General features: G+C 37.0%; 25 protein-coding genes and 1 riboswitch. Of the genes, 1 reads left to right on the top strand and 24 read right to left on the bottom strand.

Going from position 1 to position 25,524, the window contains the following annotated elements; translation table 11 throughout:
• Positions 1-63: 63 nt before the first annotated feature.
• The 19 genes from EJF36_RS03320 to EJF36_RS03230 form a co-directional block, all read right to left on the bottom strand.
• The gene (locus tag EJF36_RS03320; RefSeq protein WP_125908246.1) at positions 64-696 is read right to left on the bottom strand and encodes a response regulator; all 633 of its coding nucleotides are present in this window, start codon (positions 694-696) and stop codon (positions 64-66) included.
• Positions 689-1,732: a sensor histidine kinase gene (locus EJF36_RS03315; RefSeq protein WP_125905005.1), complete on the bottom strand. Its 1,044-nt coding sequence runs from the start codon at positions 1,730-1,732 to the stop codon at positions 689-691. The genes EJF36_RS03320 and EJF36_RS03315 overlap by 8 nt, the downstream gene beginning before the upstream one ends.
• Positions 1,729-2,460, bottom strand: coding sequence for a cell wall-active antibiotics response protein LiaF (gene liaF, locus EJF36_RS03310; protein WP_125905004.1), 732 nt, complete (start codon positions 2,458-2,460; stop codon positions 1,729-1,731). The genes EJF36_RS03315 and liaF overlap by 4 nt, the downstream gene beginning before the upstream one ends.
• Before the next feature lie 90 nt (positions 2,461-2,550).
• The gene (locus tag EJF36_RS03305; protein WP_125905003.1) at positions 2,551-3,192 is read right to left on the bottom strand and encodes a PspA/IM30 family protein; all 642 of its coding nucleotides are present in this window, start codon (positions 3,190-3,192) and stop codon (positions 2,551-2,553) included.
• Positions 3,193-3,221: 29 nt separating this feature from the next.
• Positions 3,222-3,587, bottom strand: a complete 366-nt coding sequence (locus EJF36_RS03300; RefSeq protein ID WP_125905002.1) for a lmo0954 family membrane protein — start codon at positions 3,585-3,587, stop codon at positions 3,222-3,224.
• Positions 3,588-3,911: 324 nt separating this feature from the next.
• Positions 3,912-4,199 carry a DUF5658 family protein gene (locus EJF36_RS03295; RefSeq protein WP_125905001.1) on the bottom strand — a complete coding sequence of 96 codons (288 nt, stop codon included), beginning with the start codon at positions 4,197-4,199 and terminating at the stop codon, positions 3,912-3,914.
• 156 nt (positions 4,200-4,355) lie between these two features.
• Positions 4,356-4,556 (bottom strand): cold-shock protein, encoded by a 201-nt coding sequence (locus EJF36_RS03290; RefSeq protein ID WP_125905000.1) that lies wholly within the window; start codon positions 4,554-4,556, stop codon positions 4,356-4,358.
• Positions 4,557-4,896: 340 nt separating this feature from the next.
• Positions 4,897-5,628: a hypothetical protein gene (locus EJF36_RS03285; RefSeq protein ID WP_125904999.1), complete on the bottom strand. Its 732-nt coding sequence runs from the start codon at positions 5,626-5,628 to the stop codon at positions 4,897-4,899.
• Positions 5,629-5,778: 150 nt separating this feature from the next.
• Positions 5,779-7,398, bottom strand: coding sequence for an MDR family MFS transporter (locus EJF36_RS03280; RefSeq protein ID WP_125904998.1), 1,620 nt, complete (start codon positions 7,396-7,398; stop codon positions 5,779-5,781).
• On the bottom strand, positions 7,399-8,301 hold the full coding sequence (locus EJF36_RS03275) for a TetR/AcrR family transcriptional regulator (protein ID WP_125904997.1): 903 nt from the start codon (positions 8,299-8,301) through the stop codon (positions 7,399-7,401).
• A 145-nt stretch (positions 8,302-8,446) separates the two neighbouring features.
• Positions 8,447-9,031, bottom strand: a complete 585-nt coding sequence (locus tag EJF36_RS03270; protein WP_125904996.1) for a sensor domain-containing protein — start codon at positions 9,029-9,031, stop codon at positions 8,447-8,449.
• 85 nt (positions 9,032-9,116) lie between these two features.
• Positions 9,117-9,875 carry a TatD family hydrolase gene (locus EJF36_RS03265; protein WP_125904995.1) on the bottom strand — a complete coding sequence of 253 codons (759 nt, stop codon included), beginning with the start codon at positions 9,873-9,875 and terminating at the stop codon, positions 9,117-9,119.
• Between the two features lie 96 nt (positions 9,876-9,971).
• Positions 9,972-10,703 (bottom strand): ABC transporter ATP-binding protein, encoded by a 732-nt coding sequence (locus EJF36_RS03260; RefSeq protein WP_125904994.1) that lies wholly within the window; start codon positions 10,701-10,703, stop codon positions 9,972-9,974.
• On the bottom strand, positions 10,696-11,475 hold the full coding sequence (locus EJF36_RS03255) for an ABC transporter permease (RefSeq protein ID WP_125904993.1): 780 nt from the start codon (positions 11,473-11,475) through the stop codon (positions 10,696-10,698). Before EJF36_RS03255 ends, EJF36_RS03260 begins: the two co-directional genes overlap by 8 nt.
• A complete protein-coding gene (locus tag EJF36_RS03250; RefSeq protein ID WP_125904992.1) occupies positions 11,459-11,764 on the bottom strand; it encodes a thiamine-binding protein in 306 nt (101 codons plus the stop codon). The genes EJF36_RS03255 and EJF36_RS03250 overlap by 17 nt, the downstream gene beginning before the upstream one ends.
• 10 nt (positions 11,765-11,774) lie before the next feature.
• Positions 11,775-12,755: an ABC transporter substrate-binding protein gene (locus EJF36_RS03245; protein ID WP_125904991.1), complete on the bottom strand. Its 981-nt coding sequence runs from the start codon at positions 12,753-12,755 to the stop codon at positions 11,775-11,777.
• 250 nt (positions 12,756-13,005) lie between these two features.
• A riboswitch (TPP riboswitch) is annotated at positions 13,006-13,115 on the bottom strand.
• A gap of 63 nt (positions 13,116-13,178) precedes the next feature.
• A complete protein-coding gene (locus tag EJF36_RS03240) occupies positions 13,179-14,447 on the bottom strand; it encodes an ATP-binding protein (RefSeq protein WP_125904990.1) in 1,269 nt (422 codons plus the stop codon).
• A 306-nt stretch (positions 14,448-14,753) separates the two neighbouring features.
• Positions 14,754-15,413 (bottom strand): GNAT family N-acetyltransferase, encoded by a 660-nt coding sequence (locus tag EJF36_RS03235; protein ID WP_125904989.1) that lies wholly within the window; start codon positions 15,411-15,413, stop codon positions 14,754-14,756.
• Positions 15,414-15,426: 13 nt separating this feature from the next.
• Positions 15,427-16,284, bottom strand: coding sequence for a carbon-nitrogen hydrolase family protein (locus EJF36_RS03230; protein ID WP_125904988.1), 858 nt, complete (start codon positions 16,282-16,284; stop codon positions 15,427-15,429).
• 251 nt (positions 16,285-16,535) lie between these two features.
• Between EJF36_RS03230 and spo0A the strand changes: the two genes are divergently transcribed.
• Complete coding sequence (gene spo0A, locus EJF36_RS03225; RefSeq protein ID WP_260471815.1) at positions 16,536-17,300, top strand: sporulation transcription factor Spo0A; 765 nt, start codon at positions 16,536-16,538, stop codon at positions 17,298-17,300.
• A 39-nt stretch (positions 17,301-17,339) separates the two neighbouring features.
• Here spo0A and EJF36_RS03220 read toward each other — a convergent pair whose 3' ends face one another.
• The 5 genes from EJF36_RS03220 to EJF36_RS03200 form a co-directional block, all read right to left on the bottom strand.
• A complete protein-coding gene (locus EJF36_RS03220; RefSeq protein ID WP_125904987.1) occupies positions 17,340-19,508 on the bottom strand; it encodes a DNA topoisomerase III in 2,169 nt (722 codons plus the stop codon).
• An 85-nt stretch (positions 19,509-19,593) separates the two neighbouring features.
• Complete coding sequence (locus EJF36_RS03215) at positions 19,594-20,673, bottom strand: serine hydrolase domain-containing protein (RefSeq protein ID WP_125904986.1); 1,080 nt, start codon at positions 20,671-20,673, stop codon at positions 19,594-19,596.
• Positions 20,666-21,430, bottom strand: a complete 765-nt coding sequence (locus tag EJF36_RS03210; protein ID WP_185806798.1) for a MerR family transcriptional regulator — start codon at positions 21,428-21,430, stop codon at positions 20,666-20,668. Before EJF36_RS03210 ends, EJF36_RS03215 begins: the two co-directional genes overlap by 8 nt.
• 189 nt (positions 21,431-21,619) lie before the next feature.
• The gene (locus EJF36_RS03205; protein WP_125904984.1) at positions 21,620-22,882 is read right to left on the bottom strand and encodes an ATP-binding protein; all 1,263 of its coding nucleotides are present in this window, start codon (positions 22,880-22,882) and stop codon (positions 21,620-21,622) included.
• A gap of 158 nt (positions 22,883-23,040) precedes the next feature.
• Positions 23,041-24,639 carry a bifunctional diguanylate cyclase/phosphohydrolase gene (locus EJF36_RS03200; protein ID WP_125904983.1) on the bottom strand — a complete coding sequence of 533 codons (1,599 nt, stop codon included), beginning with the start codon at positions 24,637-24,639 and terminating at the stop codon, positions 23,041-23,043.
• Between the last annotated feature and the right edge of the window lie 885 nt (positions 24,640-25,524).

Below are 25,524 nucleotides of genomic sequence, written 5' to 3'. Positions count from 1 at the left end.
TTATACTGAACTTGCGAGTATACGTTAAAAAGCTCGGGGGCCTAACCGCCGAGCTTTCATTACTCATTCCACGAGGGAATGCTTAAAAGCATAAATAACCGCCTGAGTGCGGTCTTGTACATCTAGCTTTGCAAGTATATTACTTACATGTACTTTTACTGTTTTTAAGGCGATGAATAACTCATCTGCAATATCTTGATTCGTTTTTCCCTGCGCCATTAACAGCAAAATCTCTAACTCCCTATTTGTTAACTCCTCATGAGGTAACACTTTATCACGCTGGCGCATCTTTTTCATCATTTTGCCCGTTACCTCTGGTTCTAACACTGACTGACCGTCGTATGTAGCTCTTACAGCATCTGCAATCTCACTAGCCTTTGATGTCTTCAGCATGTAGCTAGTTGCTCCTGCTTCTAGGGCAGGGTATACCTTTTCATCATCAAGAAAACTCGTTACAATGATAATTTTCGCATCAGGCCACTCATCAATAATACGCCTTGTTGCCTCAATTCCATCCATCTCGTCCATGACTAAATCCATTAAAATAATATCTGGTCTAAGCTGTAGGGCAAGCTCTACCCCTTTTTGACCATTCTCTGCTTCCCCTACTACATCAATATCTGGTTGTGCAGATAGATAAGCTGACACACCAATCCGCACCATCTCATGATCATCAACAAACAACACTTTAATCATCATTATCACCTTCACTTGTCACAATTGGGACTTTTACCTCCAACCGTGTTCCTTGATTTTTCAAACTGACAATCTTTAGTAAGCCACCAATTTCTACTGCACGTTCATGCATATTCTGCAATCCGTATGACCCACTTTTTGATGTAGAAACATCAAATCCGACCCCATCATCAACTACTCGTAAAATAATAAAATGATCACGCTCAATAAGTAGCACTTCCAATGCTTGTGCGCGCGAGTGACGCAACGTGTTACTTACTGATTCTTGTAAAATACGAAACAGGTGATCTTCTACCCCTTTTGTAAGCTGTAAATCTTCTACCTTCCAACTAATAGAAAGAGGCACCTTTTGCTTTAATTCTGTAAGCAGCTCCTTAATCCCTTCCTGAAGAGATTTTCCTTTTAATGCTGCAGGGCGTAAATGAAGAAGCAATGCACGCATTTCAAGCTGGGATTGATGAATCATATTTTCTACCATTTTCAGTTGCTTTGCTTCACGCTCTGATCCTGCAATCGTTTCATTAATAGCTGACATCATCATCGAAGCCGCAAATAATTGCTGACTAACGGAGTCATGAAGTTCACGTGCAAGTCGATTACGTTCCTCAGAAACAATTTCTTGTATTCTTTTTTCTACCTTTTCAGCTCGTTCATTAGCAAGCTTTTGTGAGAGTTTTGTTTGTTCAGTAATCTGTTTTTGAAGTCTTTCTACTCTAGTCGAGATTTGCTGTAAATCAGCCTGTTGCAAAAGAGTGCCTACATCAACCTTCTTTCCTTGCTCAAGCTGTTGCAGCGCATCACTAATCGTTTGAAGTTGTCTACCCCAGGATACGCCATTAAGAGTACCAAATAGACCACCAATTGCGACACTTATTACCGGTGCAAATACAATAAACGGTAAATCCATAACACGACCGTTCCAAAGGTCACGCCAGTCGGACAGTGGATATGCCATGACAAACGCAACTAACAAAAGAGCGAATATGAAAAGTGACAACAACATAGTAAACATAATTTGACGCTGCACTATATTCATATTCGCCTCACCTCTAAATCTCCCATTAACATAGATGTGACAATTTTGACCTTTTGCTCTGACTGATCATAATTCATTGTTTCAAAGTGAATTGTTTTATTAAAGATTCTACCTTCATCATACTCAAAGATACTAGTAGATCCAGTAATGGCAGAGTGCGTTACACTCACATCTGTATCATAGGGTACGAGCACACGTACATTACCAACAAAATTCCGAATGGAGATAACAGCTTCCCCTTTAGGTAAAACGGTATAACTTAAATCTACTATCGTATCCCCAACACCGGATTGAATGTTAATATCATTCCACTCATACACATGCTCTGGTGTGGTTTGTTGCCCAAACAATATATTTTCAAAAAATGGACGTTTACGAATCATGTCTTGACTTTGTGGTGATGGCTCAGTCACTTCCGGTTTAATGACAGTCGGATTTTGCTTAGACTGCGCAAACCTTACAATGACATAAAATAAGCCTGCAATGAGTAAAAACTTAAAAGTCATCATCGAAAAGATCGTCATAATAAGACTAATAAGCCCAAACCAAAACAAAATTTTTCCGAACAACCGTCGCATTCTCTTTTTTCCAAAGTAAATGCACCCTATTGAAACAAGACTGGAAAATAATACACCCTTATTGTAAAAGGTTATTTCTATTGCTAATAATAGGATACTAATAAGAACAATCCATTTAATATAATCCGTATTTCCTTTTTCGTTGAACATGGGGACTCCCCCCTTTAATTCAGTAATTTTTTTTGCAAAAGGCGTAGAATCTCTACGCCTCTTTTAGAATACCATGTTTTTCTAATAAAATTAATTAGATTCTTCAGTTTTCATTTGTTTTTCTAACTGTGCTATTTTTACATCTATCGTGTTACGGTAATATGAAGTGTTTACTTGCTGCTCTAAACGATCTAAGTAGCTTTCCATTTCTTCAAAATTATTTTGAGCCTTAGTAGCGTTATTTGAAGAAGTATCCATTACTTGATTCATTTTGTGGTTCGCTCTAGCAATATTCTCGCGGCCCATTAACTCCATACGCTTAATGTACATGTCTTTAAGTTTATGCTTCATATCTTCATGACGCTTTTCTAAATCTAGCAAATGGTGGCTCGCTTGATTTAAAGCTTCTTGAATACGATTGGCGCGTTCTTCATACTGCTTTTGTTCATACACAGTAAATTCATATAGCTCTGTTTCCCCTGCTTTAGAAGCAATCTCAGCCTGATATGCTCGCTTGTCTGCCATTTCCTTCGCTTGCTTTAACTCACGAGAGAATTCCTCTTTTAAAGTATGCTGACGTTCGACCAATTTACGAACCTTTTCTACTTCTTGTTCACTTTGACGTAAGTATTGGTTTAACATAGCAATTGGATTTTCGCGTTCCTTTTTGTCTAATACCTCGTTTAAATCTGCCTCAATTGCACTTCTAACTCTTGAAAAAATACCCATTATAAATCGCTCCCTTTTTAATTAGTTTATTTTTAGTTTTTATGAAGTTCTGCCCATTGCTTTTCAAAGTTTGTGAATGGATCAGATTCTTGCTTAGATACTGTAGATGTTGGAGTCATAACTTCTTTTTGCTTGTTCCAGTTTTTATACACCATGTAAAGAACGATAGCTGCTACAATTGCTACGATAGCTGGGAAGTTTGACGCTGCTGCTGATAAAGCAATCAAGCCTACAATCGCCCAAAGAACCTTCTTCACAGTTGAATCTGTTTTCATAAACCCCTTAAATGCGTAATACATAATGACGAGGCAAATGATAAACCCAACTAATGGTCCCACACTTGCTAATAATGCAAATCCAGCGATAACAGCTAGTAAAAGTAAACCAAATTTTTTCATCCTTGCTTCCTCCTTCCTGTTTATGAGTTAATCTTATCGTGAATTCAGATTTTCAATAATGAGCCTGAGTTATATTTTTATATAAGACTTGGGGCGTATGAAGGAGTAAACCCGTGAAGTATAAGGATAGAAGGCAAATTAAGTTGGGATATCATTAAGATGGAAGATGTGTGTAGCGTGTTGACGTTAGCATGTCGGGGACATCGTGCTAAGTACCCTGCCGTAATGAATTATAGTGAGAGCGTGCCATAACCTCTAAACAGCAGCGAAGTAAAAAACTCATACAAACAAAAAGCCGATTAGACCCTAAAGTCTAACCAGCTTTCAAGAAAAAATCCAAATAGTATGTAATGACAAAACAAAGCCATACATTATAACAGCAAGAAACGTAATCCGTTCTAGTAGCATTGTTTTTTTTAGCGGTACAAATAAGATTAATAAAAGCATAAAGGATAGCAACAGTTTGCTTAATAAAAATAAGTTGGGATTAAAGGTATATAACGATCTCATCATGGGATTACTCTCTGAAATGAGTCCGTTTTGCAATCCTATATAAGTTACAATACCGTCAACTACATTAAATACACAAACGATAAACATAGCTATTTTCATAATAATAACCTCATAAGTTCTTTATTAAGAAGTATTATACCACAACATTTCTTAATAAAGAACAAAAGAGCACGTTTTGCTATAATATTTATTTTCTATAAATACAAAAGCCAGACTCTGTTAAGAGTCTGGCTTTTTATTTGGCTAAACGTTAAATTAGAATTTACGTACGTTAGCAGCTTGAGGTCCGCGAGCACCTTGCTCTACGTCAAATGATACAGCTTGACCTTCTTCTAATGTTTTGAAGCCTTCGCCTTGGATAGCTGAGAAATGTACGAATACATCTTCTCCACCTTCGCGCTCAATGAATCCGAAACCTTTTTCTGAATTAAACCATTTTACTTTACCGTTTTCCACGTTTGTTTCCTCCTCGTGTGTATACCACACAATTGTATTACTATTCTTGCTCTCATGATATCCAGGCGAAAAGCATTGTGTTCTTTTACCTTGTACCGAACAAAAATAATTCTTCTAAAGAATAACAGATACTAGAAAATAAAGCAAGGCACCTTTTCTCACCGTGTGACGTTTATCACAGTAATCCCCATTCAAATATTGATATTTTTTGTCACATAACGTTGATACATGTCGATTCAACCCTGTTCCAATGCACTTTCAGCATGAAATTTGTCGACAAAAAATACCATTTTTTTTAATAAACATTTCTTCTATATGATTAAATATAAATGAAAACAGCCTATTTATAACTAGTCCCTTGGCTAGATCTACCACCTAAAATAAAATCTCTTGTTAATGTAATCATCATATCACGCTGCAATTCATCGTTATCTCCCTTAAAGCTATATCCAACGTGATACACAAAGCCATTATAATACGTATATATTTCATTAGCCGCTGTCCCTATTGTGATAATTCGATTCTTACTCTCATCATAACCATAATACTGATATAGTAAGGCACTATTTGTTGAGAGTACTTGGTGAAACATTGGCATTTTATCCACAAGTAATTCTTTTCTTAACTCATTTCCTACCGTGTCAACATGTTCATTAGAAAAGTCATATTTATCAAGTGGATTATCTCTAGACTCTGTTACGGAAATAATCAAAAATTCATCAGAGTTATCATCTAAATAGGATATTTGTAATTGGTGCTGTGTCTCATTTGCAGTTCCAGATTTAACAAGAAAAACACTTTCCTTATGAACTTCAAATGGGACTTGCTCCGTATTAAGAGCTTGAAAGAGATTTTTCATGGAAGGCGGTAAAATTCCATCCAAAACACTCAAGGATACAGGCTTGAAATATGTTATGTTGTCTCTTTCATCTAGATTATCGACATTTTTAAAATACTCGCTATACGTCAGTCCGTCACCTTTCACTTCAACTAAATCACTCTTATCGTTCGAACACCCGACTACTATAATAGTAAAAATACATATTATAAATAATTTCTGTATATTATTCATTTTTGAAACTCCTTATTTTTCATTGTTAGTTGTTAGTTTTCACTCTTCTGTATATTATTACCATCAATTATACTACTACATTGGTTGCTACGAAACTTACAAACTACACTAAAAAACCCGACCATCTGGGCAGGTTTTTTTATCATTCTATCACGCATGTTCTACAACGCTTTTGTCTTTGTCTATTTCTATATGTTCGTCATCATTTGTCGTGCGAAGCGGTATTTCTTTTAAAAATAACGTCGCAATTAATGCCAATGCTATAATAACAGCACTGAATAAAAACACGCCTGTTAAAGAGAATGTTAACGCTTCTTTTAACATCGTAATAAATGCATCGAAAATTCCTTGCATAGCCTCAGGCATACCAGCACGAATTGTATCTAGCGCCTGAGCATCCATTAAAATCTGTGGATTCTGAAGTTGTTCTATACTTACCTCTCCGTTTGCTGGAAAGGCTGGCATGTCACCAGTACTTTCTCCGGCTAGTTCCTGCATTTTTGTACTCATTAGCCGCCCCATAATCGTACCCATTACAGCCACGCCAATGGTACCACCTAACTGCCTAAACACTTGCATAGCCGAAGTTGCTACCCCTAGAAACTTATGTTTAACGGCATTTTGAACAGTTACTTGAAATACTGGCATAGCGATTCCTAATCCAATACCGATAACAACTAATTGCGCGATGACCCGTGTTAGTGAGGAATCACTTTGTAGTAAAGAGTTTAAGAATAGTCCACTTCCCATTACCGCGAGCCCAAGAATTCCAATTACTTTGTATTTTCCTGTTTTCGTAATCAATTGTCCTGAAATGGCACTCGCTATAACCATAGCAATTGTCATGACCATCTCTACTAAACCGGACGTTGTTGCTGAGTAGCCTAATACACCTTGCACATAAAATGGTACAAACATGATAACACCGAACATCCCCATCCCTAATAGCATTCCCGCTATGTTGGAGACGGTGAATACGCTGTTTTTAAATAGAAACAGTGGCAATACTGGGCTTTTTACTTTTAATTCAACTAGTATGAAAGTAGCTAAAAGTAACACTGCTCCAGAAAATAGTCCAACTATTTGTGGAGATGCCCACGCGTATGTTCCACCTGCCCACGTAAACGCGAGCAAAATTGTTACAATGAAACCAGATAATAAAGCACTTCCTAGGTAATCAATAGGCTCTTGTACCACTTGCTTATTGTGGGCAGGATAGAGTTTAGCAATCAATGCAAACGCAATAAACCCTATCGGTAAAAACACCCAAAACACCCAGTGCCAGTCAAGATTATCGACAATATAACCTCCCAGTGTTGGGCCGAACAAACTCGATAGTCCAAACACCGCTCCCATCAATCCTTGCCAACGTCCACGCTCTCTCGGTGCAAACAAATCACCAATGGTAGTAAACGCGGATGACATAATTAACCCGCCGCCTAAGCCTTGTAGACCACGGAATGCAATTAGCTGATATATGCTATCAGAAGTACCGGACAAAAAAGCCCCCAGCATGAAAACGCCAATCCCAATTAATATGAAGATTTTTCTTCCATATATATCTGATAGTTTTCCTACTAACATCGCAGTTATAGTCGAGGTGAGCATATAAACAGTAAATACCCAATCAAAAAATTCCATTCCACCAATTTGAGCAATAATCTTTGGCAAAGCTGTTCCGACAATTGTCATGTTTACGGCTGCAAAAAACATCGCAGACATGATTGCTACCATAATCATGACTTTTTGTCTTGACTCAAGATGCTCCATCTATAGACTCCCCTTTATTTGTTTAGATTGTCTTATTTGGCTGAGTATTTGTATTTTTGCAATAGCGTCTTTACCTAATTTCTTTTCTAATAAAGCGAGACAAGCATCGGCTAAAAAGTTATTCGATTTCTCTTCATGTAATAATTCAGCTTGTAAAGCGTCCAGTGCTTCTTTCAGTTGACCTGCATCAGACTGCTTATCGATCACAGCTGCTAGTTCTTTAACCTCAATTGCAATTTTTTCAATTAGACAAATTTCCTCTTGGTCAACAACTAACTGTTCTACATAAGACATAAGAGAATGATTTAAGACCGCTTCCGGTTTATTTTCCAAAATGTCACAAATGATGCCATCTATACGATTCACAATAAATTGAGCAGCATTTTCAGTGGAAAATTCCCTTTCCTCCACGACAAGTAGCATCATATATTCCTTAATCATACCGTTAAATAACGTAACAACATCCCATATATAAGGCTGAATTGCATCGCCGTACACGGTTAGCAGCGTCTCCTTTTGCCACTTTAAGACACGTGCCCGCATCGTAAACATTTGCTTTTGAACCGCTTCGCTCTTATTTAGCTGCTCTTTCATCTGCATTTTTATAAAATTCTTGTTGCGTTTGAATTCATGAAATTGCACGGCCACTTGCTTCGCAAGACGATCTTTAGGAGCTATAGATTGATCCTGGGCAATTAACCTCACTTTATCAAACATCTCTGTTTGATAATGATCTAAAATATGCAGAAGCAGCTCTTCCTTTGATGAAAACTTATTATATAGCGTTCCCTTTGCCATGTCTAAGTACGTAGCTAGCTCCTGCATTGAAGTTGCATGATAGCCGTTTTCAGCGAATAGTTTCATGGCAGCTTGAACTATTTGTTCTTTTTTTGAATTCAGCACGTGCACCTCCCACCTGTCCTACTTAGTCATTTTTTGACCGTTAAGTCACTTTTTAACCATAATTTAACACATACTCAGTGTTAAAACAATTTTAAAGCATAAAAAAACAGAGAATTCACGTTAAGAAATTCTCTGCTCGTATTTATTAAACTGCTTTTACTATTTTCATCATGCCAGTAGCGACATAATTTAAAGCATTCCATAATACATAGGCTAGCAATAAACCAATTCCTGTGATCACAAGTGCTTCTGGCAATGAGTCTACTTCATATCGAAATTCACTATTAATCATGACGCCGACAGGAATCAATTTATAAAAAAGCGGAACACATATAAGTGCAAGTGGTACCGTTGTGAAGGTTATAGCTAACACAAACGAGACTACACCAAGTGGAAAACTAGCCAGCAAAAAGGCAACATTTTTCCAATTTTCCGTGCTTGTTAATTCTGTCTTAATAGCTGCAAAGAAAGATTCTATCTCATTTCGAACAGGATGTATGTAGGTCTCCCCTACAAGAGCTTTCTCAATTGCCATAAACGAGCGAGATGCACGTAAGACCCCTGCTAATATGGGCAACCCGATAATCGTAATACTTAAGCCCACTCCTAATGCTATACCTGTTACCAAAAACACAAAATAAAATAAACTTGTAAAAAAGGTAGTAAACATGTACGCTATATTTCTTAATGTAGAAAAGCTCTGCTTTGTTTCTTCCACAACCGTGTTCATGGCGATGCCTCCCTTTTCTCTTATAAGATGAGAAAATTTTCCTATTGTATCTTACCATGACTTCCCATACCGGTACACAGATTTTTTACAAATTAAAGAAATATTTTGTATTATTTACAATTTGGTTGTAAGCATCCTCTACTTCTATACGTTTTATCTCTGCTAATATATTAACGGACTCATGAATCATCCATGGTTGAGTCGTCTTCCCTGAAAATGGACCTTCAAACGCCCACGGACCATCCGTTTCTAGCATGACTTGCATTAAAGGATACACCTTAGCTAACTGCTGAATTTCCGGCTCATATATAATATCCGGCGTGAAAGATATGTAGTAGCCATTTTTACTCATTCGTTCAATAGTTTTACTGTCACCTTTAAACCAATGAAAATGTGCTGACTGTAACGAGTATTTTTCAAGTAAATCACAAACAATCGGAGCATGCTCATACACAGCATGAAGAACAATCGGCTTGTCTAACTCTTTTGCAAGCTTTATAAATGCCTCTAATATTTCTACATATCGAGAAAGGTCGATTGTTTGTATTTGTGCTAAGTAATATGGCAGCCCAACCTCTCCAACAGCAACCATGTTTTTACTTCGAGTGCGTATCCATGTCATCATTGTTTCTAGCTCATTGTCTTTTAGTGGCTCCTGCTCTGGATGAAAACCATAGACCGGCTTTACCTTCGAGAATCTATGAGCTAAAGTCTCCGTCTTTAAACATGAAGCATAATCAAACGAAACGGAAACGGCTGCTTCTAAGTCACAATACTGTAAAAATTTAACAGCATCATGCTCCTCGTATTTATCAAGATGAACATGTGCATCAATAATCTTCATACTATCCCCTCACTCCACATCCCAAGTCTAAGATGGTCTAAAACCTGCGCAGGCTCTCTCGCTCGGAAAATCTATAATACTTCACTTCATATTCATTTAGTCTGTAAGTAAAGCAGCTATTCGTCTCTTCCACTCAAAAAATTCGTCAGTAAGTACAAGATTTTTTAATCTTGGGCGAGGGAACGGTATCTCAATGTCAGCCTTTATATGTGTAGGTTTATTCGATAATATTAAGATGCGGTCTGATAAAAATATGGCCTCTTCAATGCTATGCGTAACAAAAAGAACTGTTCGTCGGTGCTTTTCCCACATCGTTAATAACCACGCTTGCATATCTTGTCTTGTTAACTCATCAAGCGCCGAAAAAGGTTCATCTAGACACATGACTGATTGTGGACTAAGTGAGGCTCGGATGAAAGCAACACGTTGTTTCATACCCCCTGAAAGCTGGTGTGGATATACGTGTTCATAGCCTTCTAAGCCAGCTTTTCTCAACATATCAAGAGCCATTTCAATATCCTGAACACCATGCAGCTCTTGACCTAGAAGAACGTTATCTAGTACATTACGCCACGGCAGTAACGATGGTGTTTGTGGCATATAACTAATAACCCCTCTACGCCCTAGACTTGACGAACCTTCCACTTCAATACGCCCTTTATCCGGTACCATAATGCCACCAATCATATGAAAAATAGTACTTTTTCCACTGCCTGATGGTCCTAGCAGACTCACAAACTCCTCATTTTTAATTGAAAAGCTTAGATTATCTATAACCTGTATATTACCTAACTGTTTACTAACTTCATTTACAATAAGCTCACCCATTGTTTTGTTCCCCTTGCTTCTGCCAGCGAACTAGCCATTTTTCAAATACTACAATAATCGCAAAAAATAGCAAACTTAATAGCATAATAATAAAGATTGCCACAAATACGCGATCCGTACGAAAGGAAGATGAAGCAAGTGTCATATAGACGCCAATCCCTTGCTTGGCACCGAGCCACTCAGATATAACAGCTCCCATAACACTATACGTTGCCGATATTTTTAGGCCTGAGAAAATAGACGGAATAGAATGAGGTAATTCGAGTTTCCAAAACATTTGTAGCTTAGACGCCCCAGCCATAGCCATGTAATGCGACAACTCTTTTGGGGTTTGCCGTAGGCCATCTAGAGCGGCTACCGTTATAGGAAAAAAGCATACTAATGTTATGACGATCATCTTTGGTAATAGCCCAAAGCCAAACCAGATTACTAATAAAGGGGCAAGAACAATGATAGGCACATTTTGCGATAAAATTAGTAAAGGATATGTAACTTCTCGTAAGAAAGGTATCAAATGTAAGAAGAAAGCAACAACTAATCCAATAGTGGCTCCTAAAGTGAAACCAAGAACTGCAATGCTAGTCGTTGACAGCAAATCCGGTACAATATTATGAAACCCCCGAAATGCTTCTATAAAAATAACGGATGGAGCAGGTAGTAACCAAGCAGGCGTCTGTGAAAGCCTTACGGCTACTTCCCAAATCATAAACAAAAACACAAGAATGAGAAGCGGCCGCCAGCTTTTTACCCAAATATTAGTTTTTTTCTTCATCGCGATATTTCTTTGTTAAATCAGACATCGAAATTTCTGAAGGCTGATACAACAGCTTAATTTGCGAAATCACATTAGGACTACCCATCTCAACCATCCGTTCGTTCATATCAGCTACTATTTGAAGTAACTGATTCATCTCACCCTCCATTGTTGTCTCTAGAGGATGGACTTCATACTTCACGCCTGAATCATGAATAACTTTAATGGCTTCATCGACATAAGGGATAACATCTTCGCCATTTTTTGTCTTTGGTATGATTTGCACACTCATTAAAGCGTTTGTCATTATGATCCCCCTAGTTTGGTAAAAATTCGTTCGTAAATGCTTTTTCTGCTTCTAACGTGTTTTCAAGCAACCCATTATCATACATCCACTCTGCATAGTTGTTCCACACTTCTAGCTTTTGCTCTCCCCAACGAGGTGCATCATCCTGGTATTTATCTGCTAACCACTGCTGACTTGCTTTTACTAGGTCTACATCTAAATCAGGTACAGCTTCAGTTAAAATAGTGGCTGCGTCTTCTGGATTTTCAATCGCATATTCATACCCTTTGGCAACTGCGGCCATGAAAGCACGAACAGTATCAGGTTTATCAGCGATCATCGTTTCATTAGTAGCGATAACTGGTGTATAGTAATCCAGCTTATCCGTGTAGTCTGTTAAGTACACCATGTTTATTTCTTCACCACGTAGCTCTGCTTCTACACCAGTCCAGCCATAATATATCCAAGCAAAATCTATATCACGATTCACGGCCGTGAAAAAGTCTGTATCACCCATACTAACGAAATTAACCTTTTCCACATCAGCCTTCTCAATATTCATCATTGATGTAATTACTGATTTTTCAACAGGTGATCCCCAACCACCGTAAGTTTTGCCTTCAAAATCCTTTGGTGATGTAATGTTTTTTTCCACTGGTGAAGCAAATCCTGACGTATTATGTTGAATAACTGCCGCTATGGACACAAGCGGTACATCTTGTACTCTAGCTTGTGTAATACTTTCTTGATAACTTACACCAAACTGAGCTTTACCAGATGCCACTAATTGGTCAGCTCCTGTTTCACCTGGCATGACAATTTCAACATCTAAGCCTTGATTTGCAAAATAACCTTTTTGTTGCGCTACATATAAACCAGTGTGGTTTGTGTTTGGTGTCCAATCTAACACAACAGTAATCTTCTCATTGTCTTGTGATGAGTCTGATGTTCCAGCGTTACATGCTGTTAACACCAACAATACAACTATCATAATAAAAAGCCATTTTTTCATGTGAAATCTCTCCCCCTAATTTTGTGTAATTTTTGTTGAGATTACAGTCCAGCTCTAGTGACTAGTGACAAGACGACATAGTGCTCCTCCTTACTCTCACATTATGTCTTGCTTATGAGACAATGTCTTGTTTGCTTATTGCAAAAAAACTGGTCACTTTCGCGTTCTTAACAGAAAAGTAGGGTGACATGCATACGCAAAAAGCGCCCAGGTTAATAAACCTTGGGCGCATAGCTACTATTAATACCATTATAGTTTCGCATATGTTCCCTACGCTGGTATCAACCAGATCAGGTTCTAAGAGTCAGCATCTTACGGATGCAATCTCAACCGGCAACACCGGTCCCCCTACATTTTCTCGTTATGTAATTTCGTCTTTGATGTTATCAGCCCTATTAATGTTTGTCAATTGTAAAAGCTTAGTTACACAATAGGAAGAGTAACAGTTACCGTTGTCCCTATTCCTACTTTACTATCAAAGGTTATCGTACCATCATGCTGATCAATAATCCTGTTACTAACTGCAAGCCCAAGTCCTGTCCCTTTTTCTTTCGTAGAGTAAAATGGTTCACCAAGCTTTTCAAGTCTTTTCTCACTAATCCCCGCTCCATTATCAATTACCGCAATTTCCGCCTTATCAGGAGTATATTTAATATTCATAATGATATCGCCCCCATCAGGCATGGCTTCCATAGAGTTTTTAATGAGATTTATAAATACTTGCTTAAGCTGATTTGGATTGCAAATCACTTTTCTACCATCTTTTTGATCACCCGACAGCCTTAGTTGGATATTATGAAGATTCCCTTCAGCTTTCATGAGCATGTACACACTGTTAACAATCCCGATAACGCTATGCGGACTGTAATCTACTTTTTGCTCTTTTCCTAGCACAAGCATTTCACTTACAATAAGATTAATTCTATCTATTTCATTAATCATGATGTGTAGATGATTATCATTTAGCTCACGTGTTGTTTGCATTAATTGGACGAATCCTCGTAACGATGTGAGAGGATTGCGAATTTCATGTGCAACTGAAGCAGCAAGCTGACCTATTATCGATAATTTTTCAGAAGCAATCATGGCTTCTTCATGCTGCTTGATTTGCGTAATATCACGTGCCACACCAAACACACCTTTTAATTCCTGATGAACGATTATCGGAATGACAGTGCAACGAAGCAATACTCTATGACCGGCCCTATTGAGTATTGTTGCATCAAATTGTTGTGGCTCACCAGCAAGAACATATTTAAAAAATTTTTGCACTTCCTCAAGCTCTTCCTTAGCAATAATATTATGATACTTTGTTCCGATAATATCTGCATTTTCATAGCCAAGCAATCGCTGTCCTTCAGGGTTTATTGCGAGAATAGTCCCACTTGTATCTAATTCAAATACAGCATCAGGGTTATACATAAAGAGAGACTGATAATGCTGCTCGCTACTTAAAAGTTGCTCATCTTTCATCAATAACGTCCTTGTTTGCTGAAACACAAGTACATATAGAATAACCCCAGTAATAGCAATAAAAAACCACGCTTTAAATCGTTGCAGGTACTCATAAAGTTTTACATTATCCCCCGCTAATGTCGACGTTAAACTGTCTGATAGCACGACCCACAATGTGCCCAATACTATATAAATAAGTGCAATCTTTAAGGCTGCACGATTCGAAGTTCTATCCATAAAGTTCTCCTAGAGTCATTTTATGTTATTTAAAATTATTCCCTACTCATAAAAAATTAGACAACATCTAAAGAATTCAGTCTATTTACTAAACACTACATGATGTCATTGTGATGTTATTAACATATCTTATTTACCCCAGATAGTATAATAATATTACTATGATATAAGGGAGTTTTATTATGAAGCTACCACACTTACTTTCGAGTGCACATAAAGCAGTCCAACACAGTAATAGCGTTATCTTGTGATACAGCAGAGGCAAGTCATTCATCAATGACTTGCCTCTGCCTTCATACGATTTCATTATAGGGGTAACAGTTCTACTGTTTGTTTCTCTTTCAAATTTTCAATCATTTCAATCCACTCAGCAGGTTTTTCCGATAGCACGGAATAGTATGTGGTTAGGAATTTTACGATTAACTCAGCTGGAAGCTCCGTTTTGTTATCGGTAGGCATAAAGCAAAGGTCTAAACCTGATACTGCCTCTCCGTCATTATGCCAAGAAGGATGGACATATGAGAAATCTAAACGCTTGTATCCTAGGTGAGATAGTACTTCACGCCTCACGAATGGATCCATCGTTTTCACGCCACCAAACTCATGATCCTTTACACGATAAGGGTCATATATTTCAGCAAACATGCCCGAAAGCTCACCATTTGATAATGCCTGTAGATCTTCATTTCTCTTTTCTACAATAAATGGCCCGATTCCCATTCCATGTCGACCGATAATTGTAAAATCAGTCATCGCAATGCTCCAATCAGGATAGTATCGATATTCTGTTGTGCCGACTACTTGATTTTTATCAACTACTACAAACACACGAATGCTAGGGTCCTCTAGAGGCCCCTTCCATAGATCAAAGGCTAATACTTCTTCTGGTGGGAAAACCTCTTTCATTAAATCATGCATTTTTTTAAATAAAGGATCTTCAATTGACGTTACACGGATATATTTCATATCAAATGCTCCCTTAATTCCAATCAGGATATAAATCAATACGACGATCGCGCCATGTAGTAACCGATCCATGCACACGAACCTCATACAGTAGGTTTAAATCTAAATCAGCTGTCACAATCATATCATCATTTATTTCCCCTTCTGCTAAAATCCCACGAGGAGGGAAAGGGATGTCGTTTGGTGAAATGATGGCTGCTTGACCATAGTTCGCACGCATAAAGTCAACTGTTGGTAACGCTCCAACCGTACCAGTTAGAACTACATACACCTGATTCTCAACAGCACGCGCATGACTTGTATATCGAACACGATGGAAGCCATGTCGGTCATCAGTACAAGATGGACAGAAAATCACATCTGCCCCTTTCGCCTTTGCCATTCTAACGATTTCTGGGAACTCAATATCATAACAAGTTAAAAGGGCGATTTTCCCTTTAGATGTCTCAAAAATATCAAAACTTTCGCCTGGTGCCATGTTCCATTCCTGAACTTCCGTAGGCGTGATGTGCAGTTTTGCCTGCTCCCCTACTGTTCCATCAGGATAAAATAAATGAGCGACATTATATAGTTGTTCGTTTCTATGAACAACATGTGTGCCCCCAATAATATGCATATTGGATTCTTTAGCTAACCTTCTAAATAGTTCTATATATTGATCGGTAAAATTCGGTAAGTCCTGTATACTTAATGCTTTTCCATCATGATCTCCTATGGACATAAGCTGCGTAGTAAAAAACTCAGGAAATAACAAAAATTCTGTACCATACTCGCCTGATGTTTTAACATAATGCTCACATTGAGCGGCGAATTCGTCAAATGATGAAATACTATGCAAGTGATATTGCACTGCAGATACACGCATTTTCATCGCACATGCCCCCTTTCAATCACTAAAAATGATTATGAATGACTGACTTTAAAAGTGCAAGTATATGAAACCGAACATACTTCTAAACAAACATTTGAGTTGAAAAAATTTCTGCAAAAACTCATAAAATCCTACAAAAAACGACTTGATTCTTAATCCTACGTCACAATTTGATGAACGATATTACTTGCCTATACGTTACTATGTACTTGAAAATAGAAAGTAACCGCAAAAATAGGAGGAACGTATTTATGTTACGAATAGTAGTAATAGACGATAACCAATCCATTTCACATATGATTAATGAATATTTATCATCAACAAACGACACTATCGAAGTAGTTGGAACAGCTAGTAATGGCCGTGAAGGGCTGGAACTAGTGAAAAATACTAATCCTGATATTGTTTTACTAGACTTAATAATGCCTCATATGGACGGTCTAAGTGTACTAGAAACTTTACAAACTTTAAATAATCAACCTCCCATTATCGTCCTGTCGGCATTTGGACAAGACGATACTATCCAACGTGCAGCTAGTTTAGGCGCCGCGTATTTTCTCCTTAAACCATTTGATATGAAGTCTTTGCTATATGCTATTCATGAAGTAAGTACTAAAGCTTCCTTACCAGTGGCAGCTAGTTTAGAAGAAAAAGTAACACCACAAACAATTCATGAAGAAATCACATCTCTCTTGCATATGATTGGTATACCCGCTCATATTAAAGGATACCAATACATTCGTGAGGCTGTACTCCTCGTCTATCAGAACACAGACTACTTAGGTGCCGTAACTAAAAGATTATATCCAGACCTTGCGAAGCAATTCAAAACAACAGCTACCCGTGTTGAGCGTGCTATTCGCCATGCAATAGAAATTGCTTTCCAACGTGGAAACTATGATGCCATTGAATCGTACTTTGGTAATACTATATCTGTCATAAAAGCGAAACCAACAAATTCAGAATTCATAGCGCTAATCGCAGACAGATTGCGTTTACAGCATAGAGCCTCGTAAAAAAGCTAGCCCCCAAAATATTCTTCGGGGGCTTTTTTGTTATTTATCTAGCTTAAGCTTCGCAAGAGCATCTGCTAATGCAGTATTTATCGGCTCCTGTTTTTCTTGTTTATTCAAATACTTCTTAACCTCATGCTTAGACACGTTTTTGTTCTTGTTTTCTTTTCGTCTTTCATTAAAAGAAGATAGCTTTTCTCTATGACCACATTTACAAACAAAAATTTGTCCTTCACCTTCGCCTCGGAGCTCGAGCTTTTTATGACAGTTTGGACAGCGAGCATTCGTTACCTTAGCTATATTTTTGCGGTGCCCACATTCGCGGTCCTGACATACAAGCATCTTTCCTTTTTTCCCACTCACTTCAAGCATCAGATTTCCACAATCAGGGCACTTCGTACCTGTTATATTGTCATGCTTGAACTTTTGCGTACTATTTTTAATCTCAAAAACAGACGACTTAGCAAAGCCCTTCATATCTTGGATAAAACTAAGTTTATTCAGTTTACCTTTTGCGATCGCCTCTAGCTTTTGCTCCCACTCTGCTGTTAAAGCAGGTGATTTTAAATCCTCAGGGACAAGCTCCAGCAACTGCTTCCCTTTTGAAGTCAAGAAAATTTCCTTGCCTTTTTTCTCAATTGAAAAAGAATTAAAAAGCTTCTCTATAATGTCGGCTCTTGTAGCCACTGTCCCTAGGCCACCAGTCTCACCAATCGTTTTAATTAAATCCTTACTTTCACCTTGCATGAAAGCTGAAGGATTTTCCATTGCTGACAATAAAGTTGCTTCTGTAAAACGACTCGGAGGCTTCGTTTCACCACTTGTAGCTTGAAGAGACTCTACATCCAGAGAATCTCCTTCTTTTAGAACTGGTAAAAGTTGATCTCGATCTTCTGCTTGTTTTCCTGACAGTTCTTTCCAACCAAGGGTAAGGACACGTTTCCCTTTTGCCGTAAACAGTTCTGAACCTATTGTTGCATGCACCGTCGTTTGTTCGTATTCATACGGTGGATAAAATACAGCTAAGAACCGTTGCACAATAATATCGTAAAGCTTTCTCTCTTTATCTGTCATTTTCGCTAATAACGGTGCTTGTTCCGTTGGAATAATCGCATGGTGATCACTCACTTTACTATCGTCAACAACAGCCTTACTGATTGGAAGTTGTTTTCTTAAAAGCTGAGCAGCATATTTTTGATAAGGCTGAAACATACACGCCTCAATTCTTTCTTTTAGTGTCGGGACAATATCCGAGCTTAAATAACGTGAATCTGTTCGCGGATATGTAACAACTTTGTGATGCTCATACAGCTTTTGCAAAGTTGATAATGTCTCTTTCGCCGAAAAACCAAACATATTGTGCGCATCACGCTGTAATTCTGTTAAATCATATAACTGCGGTGCATAACTTTTCTTAATTGTTTTTTGAAGGGAGTTTATCTTTACACCTTTATTTCTTAGTCCCTCCATCAATTTATCGCGTTTATCCTTGTCAAAGGTTTTTGTATCATTAGATTGCTTATCTTGCCATGTTAATGTAAATTGTTTTGTTATGGCTTGAATCCCATAGTAAGGTTTCGGTTTAAAACTCTTAATATCCTGCTCTCGTTTCGCTATCATCGCTAACGTTGGTGTTTGAACACGCCCACAGGAAAGCTGCGCATTAAACTTAGTTGTTAAGGCGCGAGTGGCATTGATCCCTACATACCAGTCGGCCTCAGCTCGAGCTTGTGCCGCAGCATATAAATTTTCATAGTCTTTTCCATTACGTAGCTGAGCAAATCCTTGCTTAATAGCTTTATCGGTCACAGAAGAAATCCACAAACGTTTTATTGGTTTGTTTATCCGAGCCTTCTCTATGATCCATCTTGCGACAAGTTCTCCTTCACGACCAGCATCTGTCGCAATAACTATTTGCGTAACATCGTTACGATTCATTTGCGTTTTCACCGTAGCAAATTGTTTTCCGGTTTTTTTAATTACAACAAGCTTTAATTGTGAAGGAAGCATAGGTAGATCCTCAAGCTTCCACGATTTATATTTATCATCATATTGTTCTGGGTCAGCTAGCGTCACAAGGTGACCCAGTGCCCACGTTACAATGTAATTCGTTCCTTCAAAAAAACCATTGCCCTTTTTTGAACATTGAAGTACTTTCGCAATGTCACGACCTACAGACGGCTTTTCAGCTAATACTAAAGTTTTTCCCATTTCAAAATCCCTTTCACGATTCATTATGGTCTCTATCATACCATATCTATGAAGTCGCCCACTAACACGGTCACAAAAATTGATATTATTCTTCTAGTAACTTTTGAAATATAACCTCCGCCATATCCTCATTCACATTTTGTTTTAATCGCATTAACATTTGAATAATCCGCGATAACTTTAATTGAATAGTAGAGAAAATGACGACACCTATTTGTTTTTCCTTTATAAATCCACAATACGTGTGAAACCCCATCGTCGTACCGCCATGATGAATGATAGGATACGAACTCCACTTTTTTTGCTCCACCATCCAACCTAGTCCCATATTTACTTTTTTAGAGGATGTTTTACCATGAATATGATGTGTTAGATCTATCGCTTCTCTTAATGGTGTTTCTTTTAATCCCATTTGACATTCAAGGTACGTCAGCATATCATCTAATGAGCTTTTTAATATGCCTGCTCCCGGCATAGCAGGTATTTCAATCGGCCAAATTCTCTCGCCTTTTTTATTATAAGCTTTCACAAACCTATTCATTTCCTTTTCTGGTATAGTGACAAACGTGCTCTTCATACCGACAGGCTCAAGAATATACTCTCGAATAGCTGCCTCATATGGCATACCTACTATGTCAGCTAACACATTCCCAAGTAACCCCACTCCGACGTTGGAATAAGCCCACTTTTCTCCAATTTCCTTTTTCAATTCATGATTTAAGAAAAACTGATTAAAATCATCTGTTGAAAAATGTTTATACGGGTTATCCTTTTCATCTTTATTTTCTTTCATCCTCACTCGTAAGGTTTTCATATCTTCCCGAGGAAGACGCGAGCTATGCGTGGATAAATGCCTAAATGTTACACCTTCCCCATTAAATGACAACGCGTTTTTGTACGCTGGCTTATACGATATGATAGAATCATCGAGACTTACCATACCTTCTTGTACAAGTTGCGCTAGCAATAAACTCGTGAATGTCTTTGTCGTAGAGCCCATTTCAAATAAGCAGTCCTGAATCGAAATATCCCCCATGTCATCATGAGTTGAACCGTAAAAGAGACGGCCATCTTTCGTCACAACCCCCATACCGATACTTGGCTTTTTAGCCATATGGAAATCCCGTTCAACCAATTTCTTTGTGAGTAATTGTAGCTCATTCATGGGTATCAGCCACCTTTGCACTATAAACCTTTATCGCTTCTTGAATGTAAACCTCTATATCAGAGTCAATGTAAGGAAATTGAAATTTCATATCTTCCTCTATTGAGATATTTGCTAGTACCTCTTGTTCCTCAAGAGGCATTACTCGATTTAAACAAGTCACGAGCTGCTCAACCAACTTTTGCACTTCTCGACTATTAGTTGAAACTCCCTTTGCATACGAATCTTTAAAACTCTTTAATATTTTAATAAGCTGTCGCTCTATCTCCTTTTTTTCATCCTCTGTTTTATCTTCCATAAATAGCTGGTTAATCAGGTGTGTGTCTGATGTGTGCTTTGCTAATATTTCTTTTTGTGCCTGTTCATGCTGAACAGAATGTATGATTGATAGCAACAGATCACTATCAATATCTTCCTGCGTTATTTCTTCTACCCTCGTTATCGTATTAATGACATAATCAATTTCCGCTCTTTTTTGTAAAAGCAATTGTTTTTGCACTCGCAATGTGTTCTGCAGACTACTATCCATGTGCTCTGATAAAAACGTAGAAATGTCCTCTAAGCTAAAACCTAAATATTTCAACGTTAAGATTTTTTGTAGTTTATATAAATCTTTAGATTCATATCTACGATGCCCTTTTTCATTATATTGTGATGGCTTTAATAACCCTTTTCGATCATAAAATTGTAATGTACGCACAGTAACCCCTGTTAATGTAGCAAACTCTTTAATCGTGTATACTCGCTCGTCTCCCATACGATCGCCTCCCTTTATGTTAACCATACTCTATTACGTAACGTCATATGCAACAGGTTAGTTTTTTCACTTATGAAAAACTAATACCCTACTGGTTAAAAAGCGTGAACGTAGTCTGTACGTTGTCACTAGGCGCTCGTTCACGAAAAAAAAGCCTTCCTCATACTGAAGAAAGCGATTCTAAAGCTGCTAAAGTAAAGCTATATTTGGAGAGTATAAAGGTAGTTCAATGGTAAAGGTTGTCCCTTCACCCTGAACGCTTCGCACTGTTATAGTACCGTTCATATCTTTAATAATATTATATGTAATTGTTAGACCTACACCCGTTCCTTTGTCCTTGGTAGAATAATAAGGAGTCCCGATCTTGCGTAGCTGCTTATCATTCATACCTATGCCATTATCAATAATTTTAATATATATTTTCCCATGTTTCTTAAATGCATTTACATACAGACTTCCATTCGTCCCAATTGCTTCTACTCCATTTTTCATTATATTTAATAGTGCTTGTTTCAACTCACTATTCTTTCCTTGCGTGAATAAATTATCTTGGATATTAGAATATATAGCGATATTGTGTGTATTTGTAAACGACATCATTATGTCAACTACTGACTTTATTTCTGCAGATAAGGATATAAGTGTAGTTTGGTCTTTAGTCGGCTTAGCTAAAGACAGATAGTCATTAATGACAATTTCTGTACGGCTTAATTCTTCCAATGATATAGAAATATATTTTTTCTGATCATCATTTAAATTATCTTCCGTTTTAATAAGCTGCAAAAAACCCTTTATAGCGGTTAACGGATTGCGCACTTCATGAGCTACAGAAGCAGCTAGTTGACTCACAACATCTAGTTTTTCTGCGCTCCGAATATATTTTAAATACGATATTTGAGCATCTAAGTTTTCAATAATATAAATACTTATTATAAGAGTGAGATACGTAATTCCTGAAAATATTAAAGCGAACCCAACCTGTTCACTTTCTTTATTTACAAGTAAAAATACAACTCTTGAAATAGTAATAGCCAAATAAAAGCACGTAATATATATAAGTCTTACTCGTAAATCTAAATCTGCAATTTTGTTTCTCAAAAATGTTATGATAGCCAAAGCTATAGTATAATTAAATAGAGTTAGGTAAAAGCCCTCTCCCCCTACTATACTTCTATACAAAATCATAACTGTAATAATTAAAAAGGCCGGTTTAACTCCCCCATATAACAGCGCTATCATAATTGGTATGATTCTAAGATCATATAAATAGCCTTGAGTAAACGAGATTGGTATTATCATTGTTAAAAATAGAGACAACAGTAAAACCAGCATTAACTTCGACATTATTTTGGCTCTTGCAATTATAGGCTCTTTCACGAACAAATGATAAAATATGATAGGAAAAATAACGACTAAAATATGATAAGATATCATGCCGATTAATTGGCTCATGGTTTTTACCTCAACAAATTGGACTTTTTATCACCTTCGCTATTAATTGTAACAACTAGTCATAGTAAATTAAATGAATATTTTCGAAAAATTTATATGATTTTGTCAGTGATTAGAATAAAATTCTCTTACACTAAAAATGGCATCAAAATATTTACTTAGGCGCCTACCTTTAAATTTTCTTGCTTTAATTTTTCTTCAACAATCTCCACAAATAAGTCTACTAATTGCGGGTCGAATTGAGTTGCTTTATTCTTTTTTATTTCCAATATGGCAGAGTCTAGGTCATTCACTTTACGATACACCCTTTTAACCGTCATAGCCGAAAAAGCATCCGCCAACTGCAAAACTCTTCCTTCGATTGGCGTCATTTCCCCTTTAACACCATCAGGATAGCCTGCACCATCCCATCTTTCATGGTGATACTTAATAGCGTTTATCCCTTTGACTGAAATATTAAATTTCTGAATTAAGTGTACACCTGATTGTACGTGTTCTTTGACAATGCTATATTCACTTTCGCTAAGATTAGAGGACTTTCGTAATATTTCGTTTGATATAAAAAGCTTGCCTATATCATGTAACCAGGCACCTTTTAATATATTTACCTTATCCACTTCGTTTATATTTATTTTGTCTAGTATCCAGCTAGTATACTGGACAACATATTTCGAATGTATATAACTGTACATATCTTTTTCTGACAATACCTTTAAAAGTTGCTTTTCCTCCTCATTTAGTACATATTCTAAGTCCTGTGTATGCAAGGCTCTTAAATCATATAGTTTAGTATGCTTATGATAGTACATATTCATATCAGCTATATTTAATAGTTCTCTAATAGATTGTGCCTCACTACTTACTGAATGTGCCATGCCCATTGAGAGTGATATCTTTACAGGTTCTAATTCTGGATCACTGACTATATACAACTCACTTAATGCCAATGATATTCTTTTAAATAACGCATCCGCTTCGTCATCACTTAGTTCAGGAACAAAGGTTATAAACTCATCCCCACCTAATCTCGCAGCTAATCCACCACACGTACTTACTTCTTCCTCTATCTTTTCAGCAACTTGAATTAACACGTTATTACCCAAAAGGTGTCCATATGTATCGTTGAAAGATTTAAAGTAATCTAGGTCAAACACAAAAATAGTAACATTTTTTCCGTTACTTAACATATCGTCTCCTATTTTTACTACATAATCTAAATTATATAACTTTGTTAACGAATCTCTAATGCTTAATTCTTTATACATCTCCCTTGAATCATAAAGCCTTGCAACAAGAAACGATAACACTGAGTAAAGAGTGGCCGCTGAAATTATGCCGATTGTGTTACCTAAAATTTGTTCACTAGAATACGTGTCTGAGTAAGAATAAAAAATGCCTGAGAACAAAATTGAGAAGATAATTGGTGATAAAATATCCGGTAGTAAATACGTATACAGTAGAGGTAGGTAAAACGCAACAAAACTAAGGTCTATAAGATCAACATAAGATATAGATAAAGATACATAAAGGAAAATAATTGCTAATAATGCTAACATATATTTATATGCTAATCTCATCTTTCGAGTAATTGCTATTAGCAAGCATATTGAATGTAAAGTATTTATTGTTAAACTAACAGGCTGACCCGCTAACAATTTGTAAAAAACACCAGTTACAAATATAACCATAACGATATACAAGTAAGTTATAGATTTGTAGTATCTTGGCTTGATTGGAAAGTACTGTTTGACATTCATTGTATTTTCACATCCTTTAGCTAATACACTTTTGATGCTTGGACAAATCCGTACGCACGCCCAATTTAACAGTTCTTCATAACTAGTTACTAGTTATATTGTATCATATTTTCCAACAAATACGCCTGACAAACGTGTAATATTACCTACTAAACGCCAATTTTTGTCTATTAAAATGCACAGAAAAGCATTTGAGGTTACAGGTGGCTCCGTTGCCGGAGGCGAGACAACAATATCAAAAAAGCACCTTCCCCTTAAACAATAATAATGGGTTCTCATTCATGGTTCAAATTCGCAAATATCAGTGTTTTTCGTTTCCTAATAATATCCGTTAAATTACATCTGTGTTGAAAAAAACTTGTTAGTTTTTAAGGACTTTGTGAAGTGTTACACTTAAATTAACGAGTAGCTTATCTTTAAGAAGGAGATGTAGGATAGTTGACCCAATTAAACAAATAATAATTGCAATAGGTTTGTTAGCAGTTGGGGGCGTTAAGTTGACATCTTTAATACAAAACTTATCAAACTTTTCATGGGGCATAATTAGTTCAGTCGTATTCCTTTATTTCTTCATATTATCCTTTTATGTTATTAAGAAGAACAGGAATATAGGAGAGAAAGATGTGATTGTATGGTTACGGTTCAGTTCAGTGTTACTATTGTCCATGTCAGCGGGAGTTATGTCTGCGAGTAGCTTTTTTATTTACTATGGTTACAGAAGGATTTCTATAATATCTCTGATAATGTCCTTATTATTTTTGGTCTTATTTGTAATCTTGGGGATTGTTACTTCAATAGTTATAAAAAAGGATAAAAAGCGCATATATCGTTATAAACAATAGTCAATCTTTATCATAATGGCTATTACATTAACGGGTGCTTCGA

The sequence above is a fragment of the Bacillus sp. HMF5848 genome (genome assembly GCF_003944835.1).
Taxonomy (GTDB): Bacteria; Bacillota; Bacilli; order Bacillales; family HMF5848; genus HMF5848.
The sequence above is the reverse complement of the archived record's forward strand: the minus strand, read 5'-3'. Positions and strand labels throughout refer to the sequence as shown.

Excerpts from the sequence above, each read along its gene's own strand:
- EJF36_RS03320 (WP_125908246.1), bottom strand. The coding sequence starts at position 696 with ATGATTAAAGTGTTGTTTGTTGATGATCATGAGATGGTGCGGATTGGT.
- EJF36_RS03315 (WP_125905005.1), bottom strand. The coding sequence starts at position 1,732 with ATGAATATAGTGCAGCGTCAAATTATGTTTACTATGTTGTTGTCACTT.
- liaF (WP_125905004.1), bottom strand. The coding sequence starts at position 2,460 with ATGTTCAACGAAAAAGGAAATACGGATTATATTAAATGGATTGTTCTT.
- EJF36_RS03300 (WP_125905002.1), bottom strand. The coding sequence starts at position 3,587 with ATGAAAAAATTTGGTTTACTTTTACTAGCTGTTATCGCTGGATTTGCA.
- EJF36_RS03295 (WP_125905001.1), bottom strand. The coding sequence starts at position 4,199 with ATGAAAATAGCTATGTTTATCGTTTGTGTATTTAATGTAGTTGACGGT.
- EJF36_RS03285 (WP_125904999.1), bottom strand. The coding sequence starts at position 5,628 with ATGAATAATATACAGAAATTATTTATAATATGTATTTTTACTATTATA.
- EJF36_RS03280 (WP_125904998.1), bottom strand. The coding sequence starts at position 7,398 with ATGGAGCATCTTGAGTCAAGACAAAAAGTCATGATTATGGTAGCAATC.
- EJF36_RS03270 (WP_125904996.1), bottom strand. The coding sequence starts at position 9,031 with ATGAACACGGTTGTGGAAGAAACAAAGCAGAGCTTTTCTACATTAAGA.
- EJF36_RS03265 (WP_125904995.1), bottom strand. The coding sequence starts at position 9,875 with ATGAAGATTATTGATGCACATGTTCATCTTGATAAATACGAGGAGCAT.
- EJF36_RS03260 (WP_125904994.1), bottom strand. The coding sequence starts at position 10,703 with ATGGGTGAGCTTATTGTAAATGAAGTTAGTAAACAGTTAGGTAATATA.
- EJF36_RS03255 (WP_125904993.1), bottom strand. The coding sequence starts at position 11,475 with ATGAAGAAAAAAACTAATATTTGGGTAAAAAGCTGGCGGCCGCTTCTC.
- EJF36_RS03250 (WP_125904992.1), bottom strand. The coding sequence starts at position 11,764 with ATGACAAACGCTTTAATGAGTGTGCAAATCATACCAAAGACAAAAAAT.
- EJF36_RS03245 (WP_125904991.1), bottom strand. The coding sequence starts at position 12,755 with ATGAAAAAATGGCTTTTTATTATGATAGTTGTATTGTTGGTGTTAACA.
- EJF36_RS03240 (WP_125904990.1), bottom strand. The coding sequence starts at position 14,447 with ATGGATAGAACTTCGAATCGTGCAGCCTTAAAGATTGCACTTATTTAT.
- EJF36_RS03235 (WP_125904989.1), bottom strand. The coding sequence starts at position 15,413 with ATGAAATATATCCGTGTAACGTCAATTGAAGATCCTTTATTTAAAAAA.
- EJF36_RS03230 (WP_125904988.1), bottom strand. The coding sequence starts at position 16,284 with ATGAAAATGCGTGTATCTGCAGTGCAATATCACTTGCATAGTATTTCA.
- spo0A (WP_260471815.1), top strand. The coding sequence starts at position 16,536 with ATGTTACGAATAGTAGTAATAGACGATAACCAATCCATTTCACATATG.
- EJF36_RS03220 (WP_125904987.1), bottom strand. The coding sequence starts at position 19,508 with ATGGGAAAAACTTTAGTATTAGCTGAAAAGCCGTCTGTAGGTCGTGAC.
- EJF36_RS03215 (WP_125904986.1), bottom strand. The coding sequence starts at position 20,673 with ATGAATGAGCTACAATTACTCACAAAGAAATTGGTTGAACGGGATTTC.
- EJF36_RS03210 (WP_185806798.1), bottom strand. The coding sequence starts at position 21,430 with ATGGGAGACGAGCGAGTATACACGATTAAAGAGTTTGCTACATTAACA.
- EJF36_RS03205 (WP_125904984.1), bottom strand. The coding sequence starts at position 22,882 with ATGAGCCAATTAATCGGCATGATATCTTATCATATTTTAGTCGTTATT.
- EJF36_RS03200 (WP_125904983.1), bottom strand. The coding sequence starts at position 24,639 with ATGAATGTCAAACAGTACTTTCCAATCAAGCCAAGATACTACAAATCT.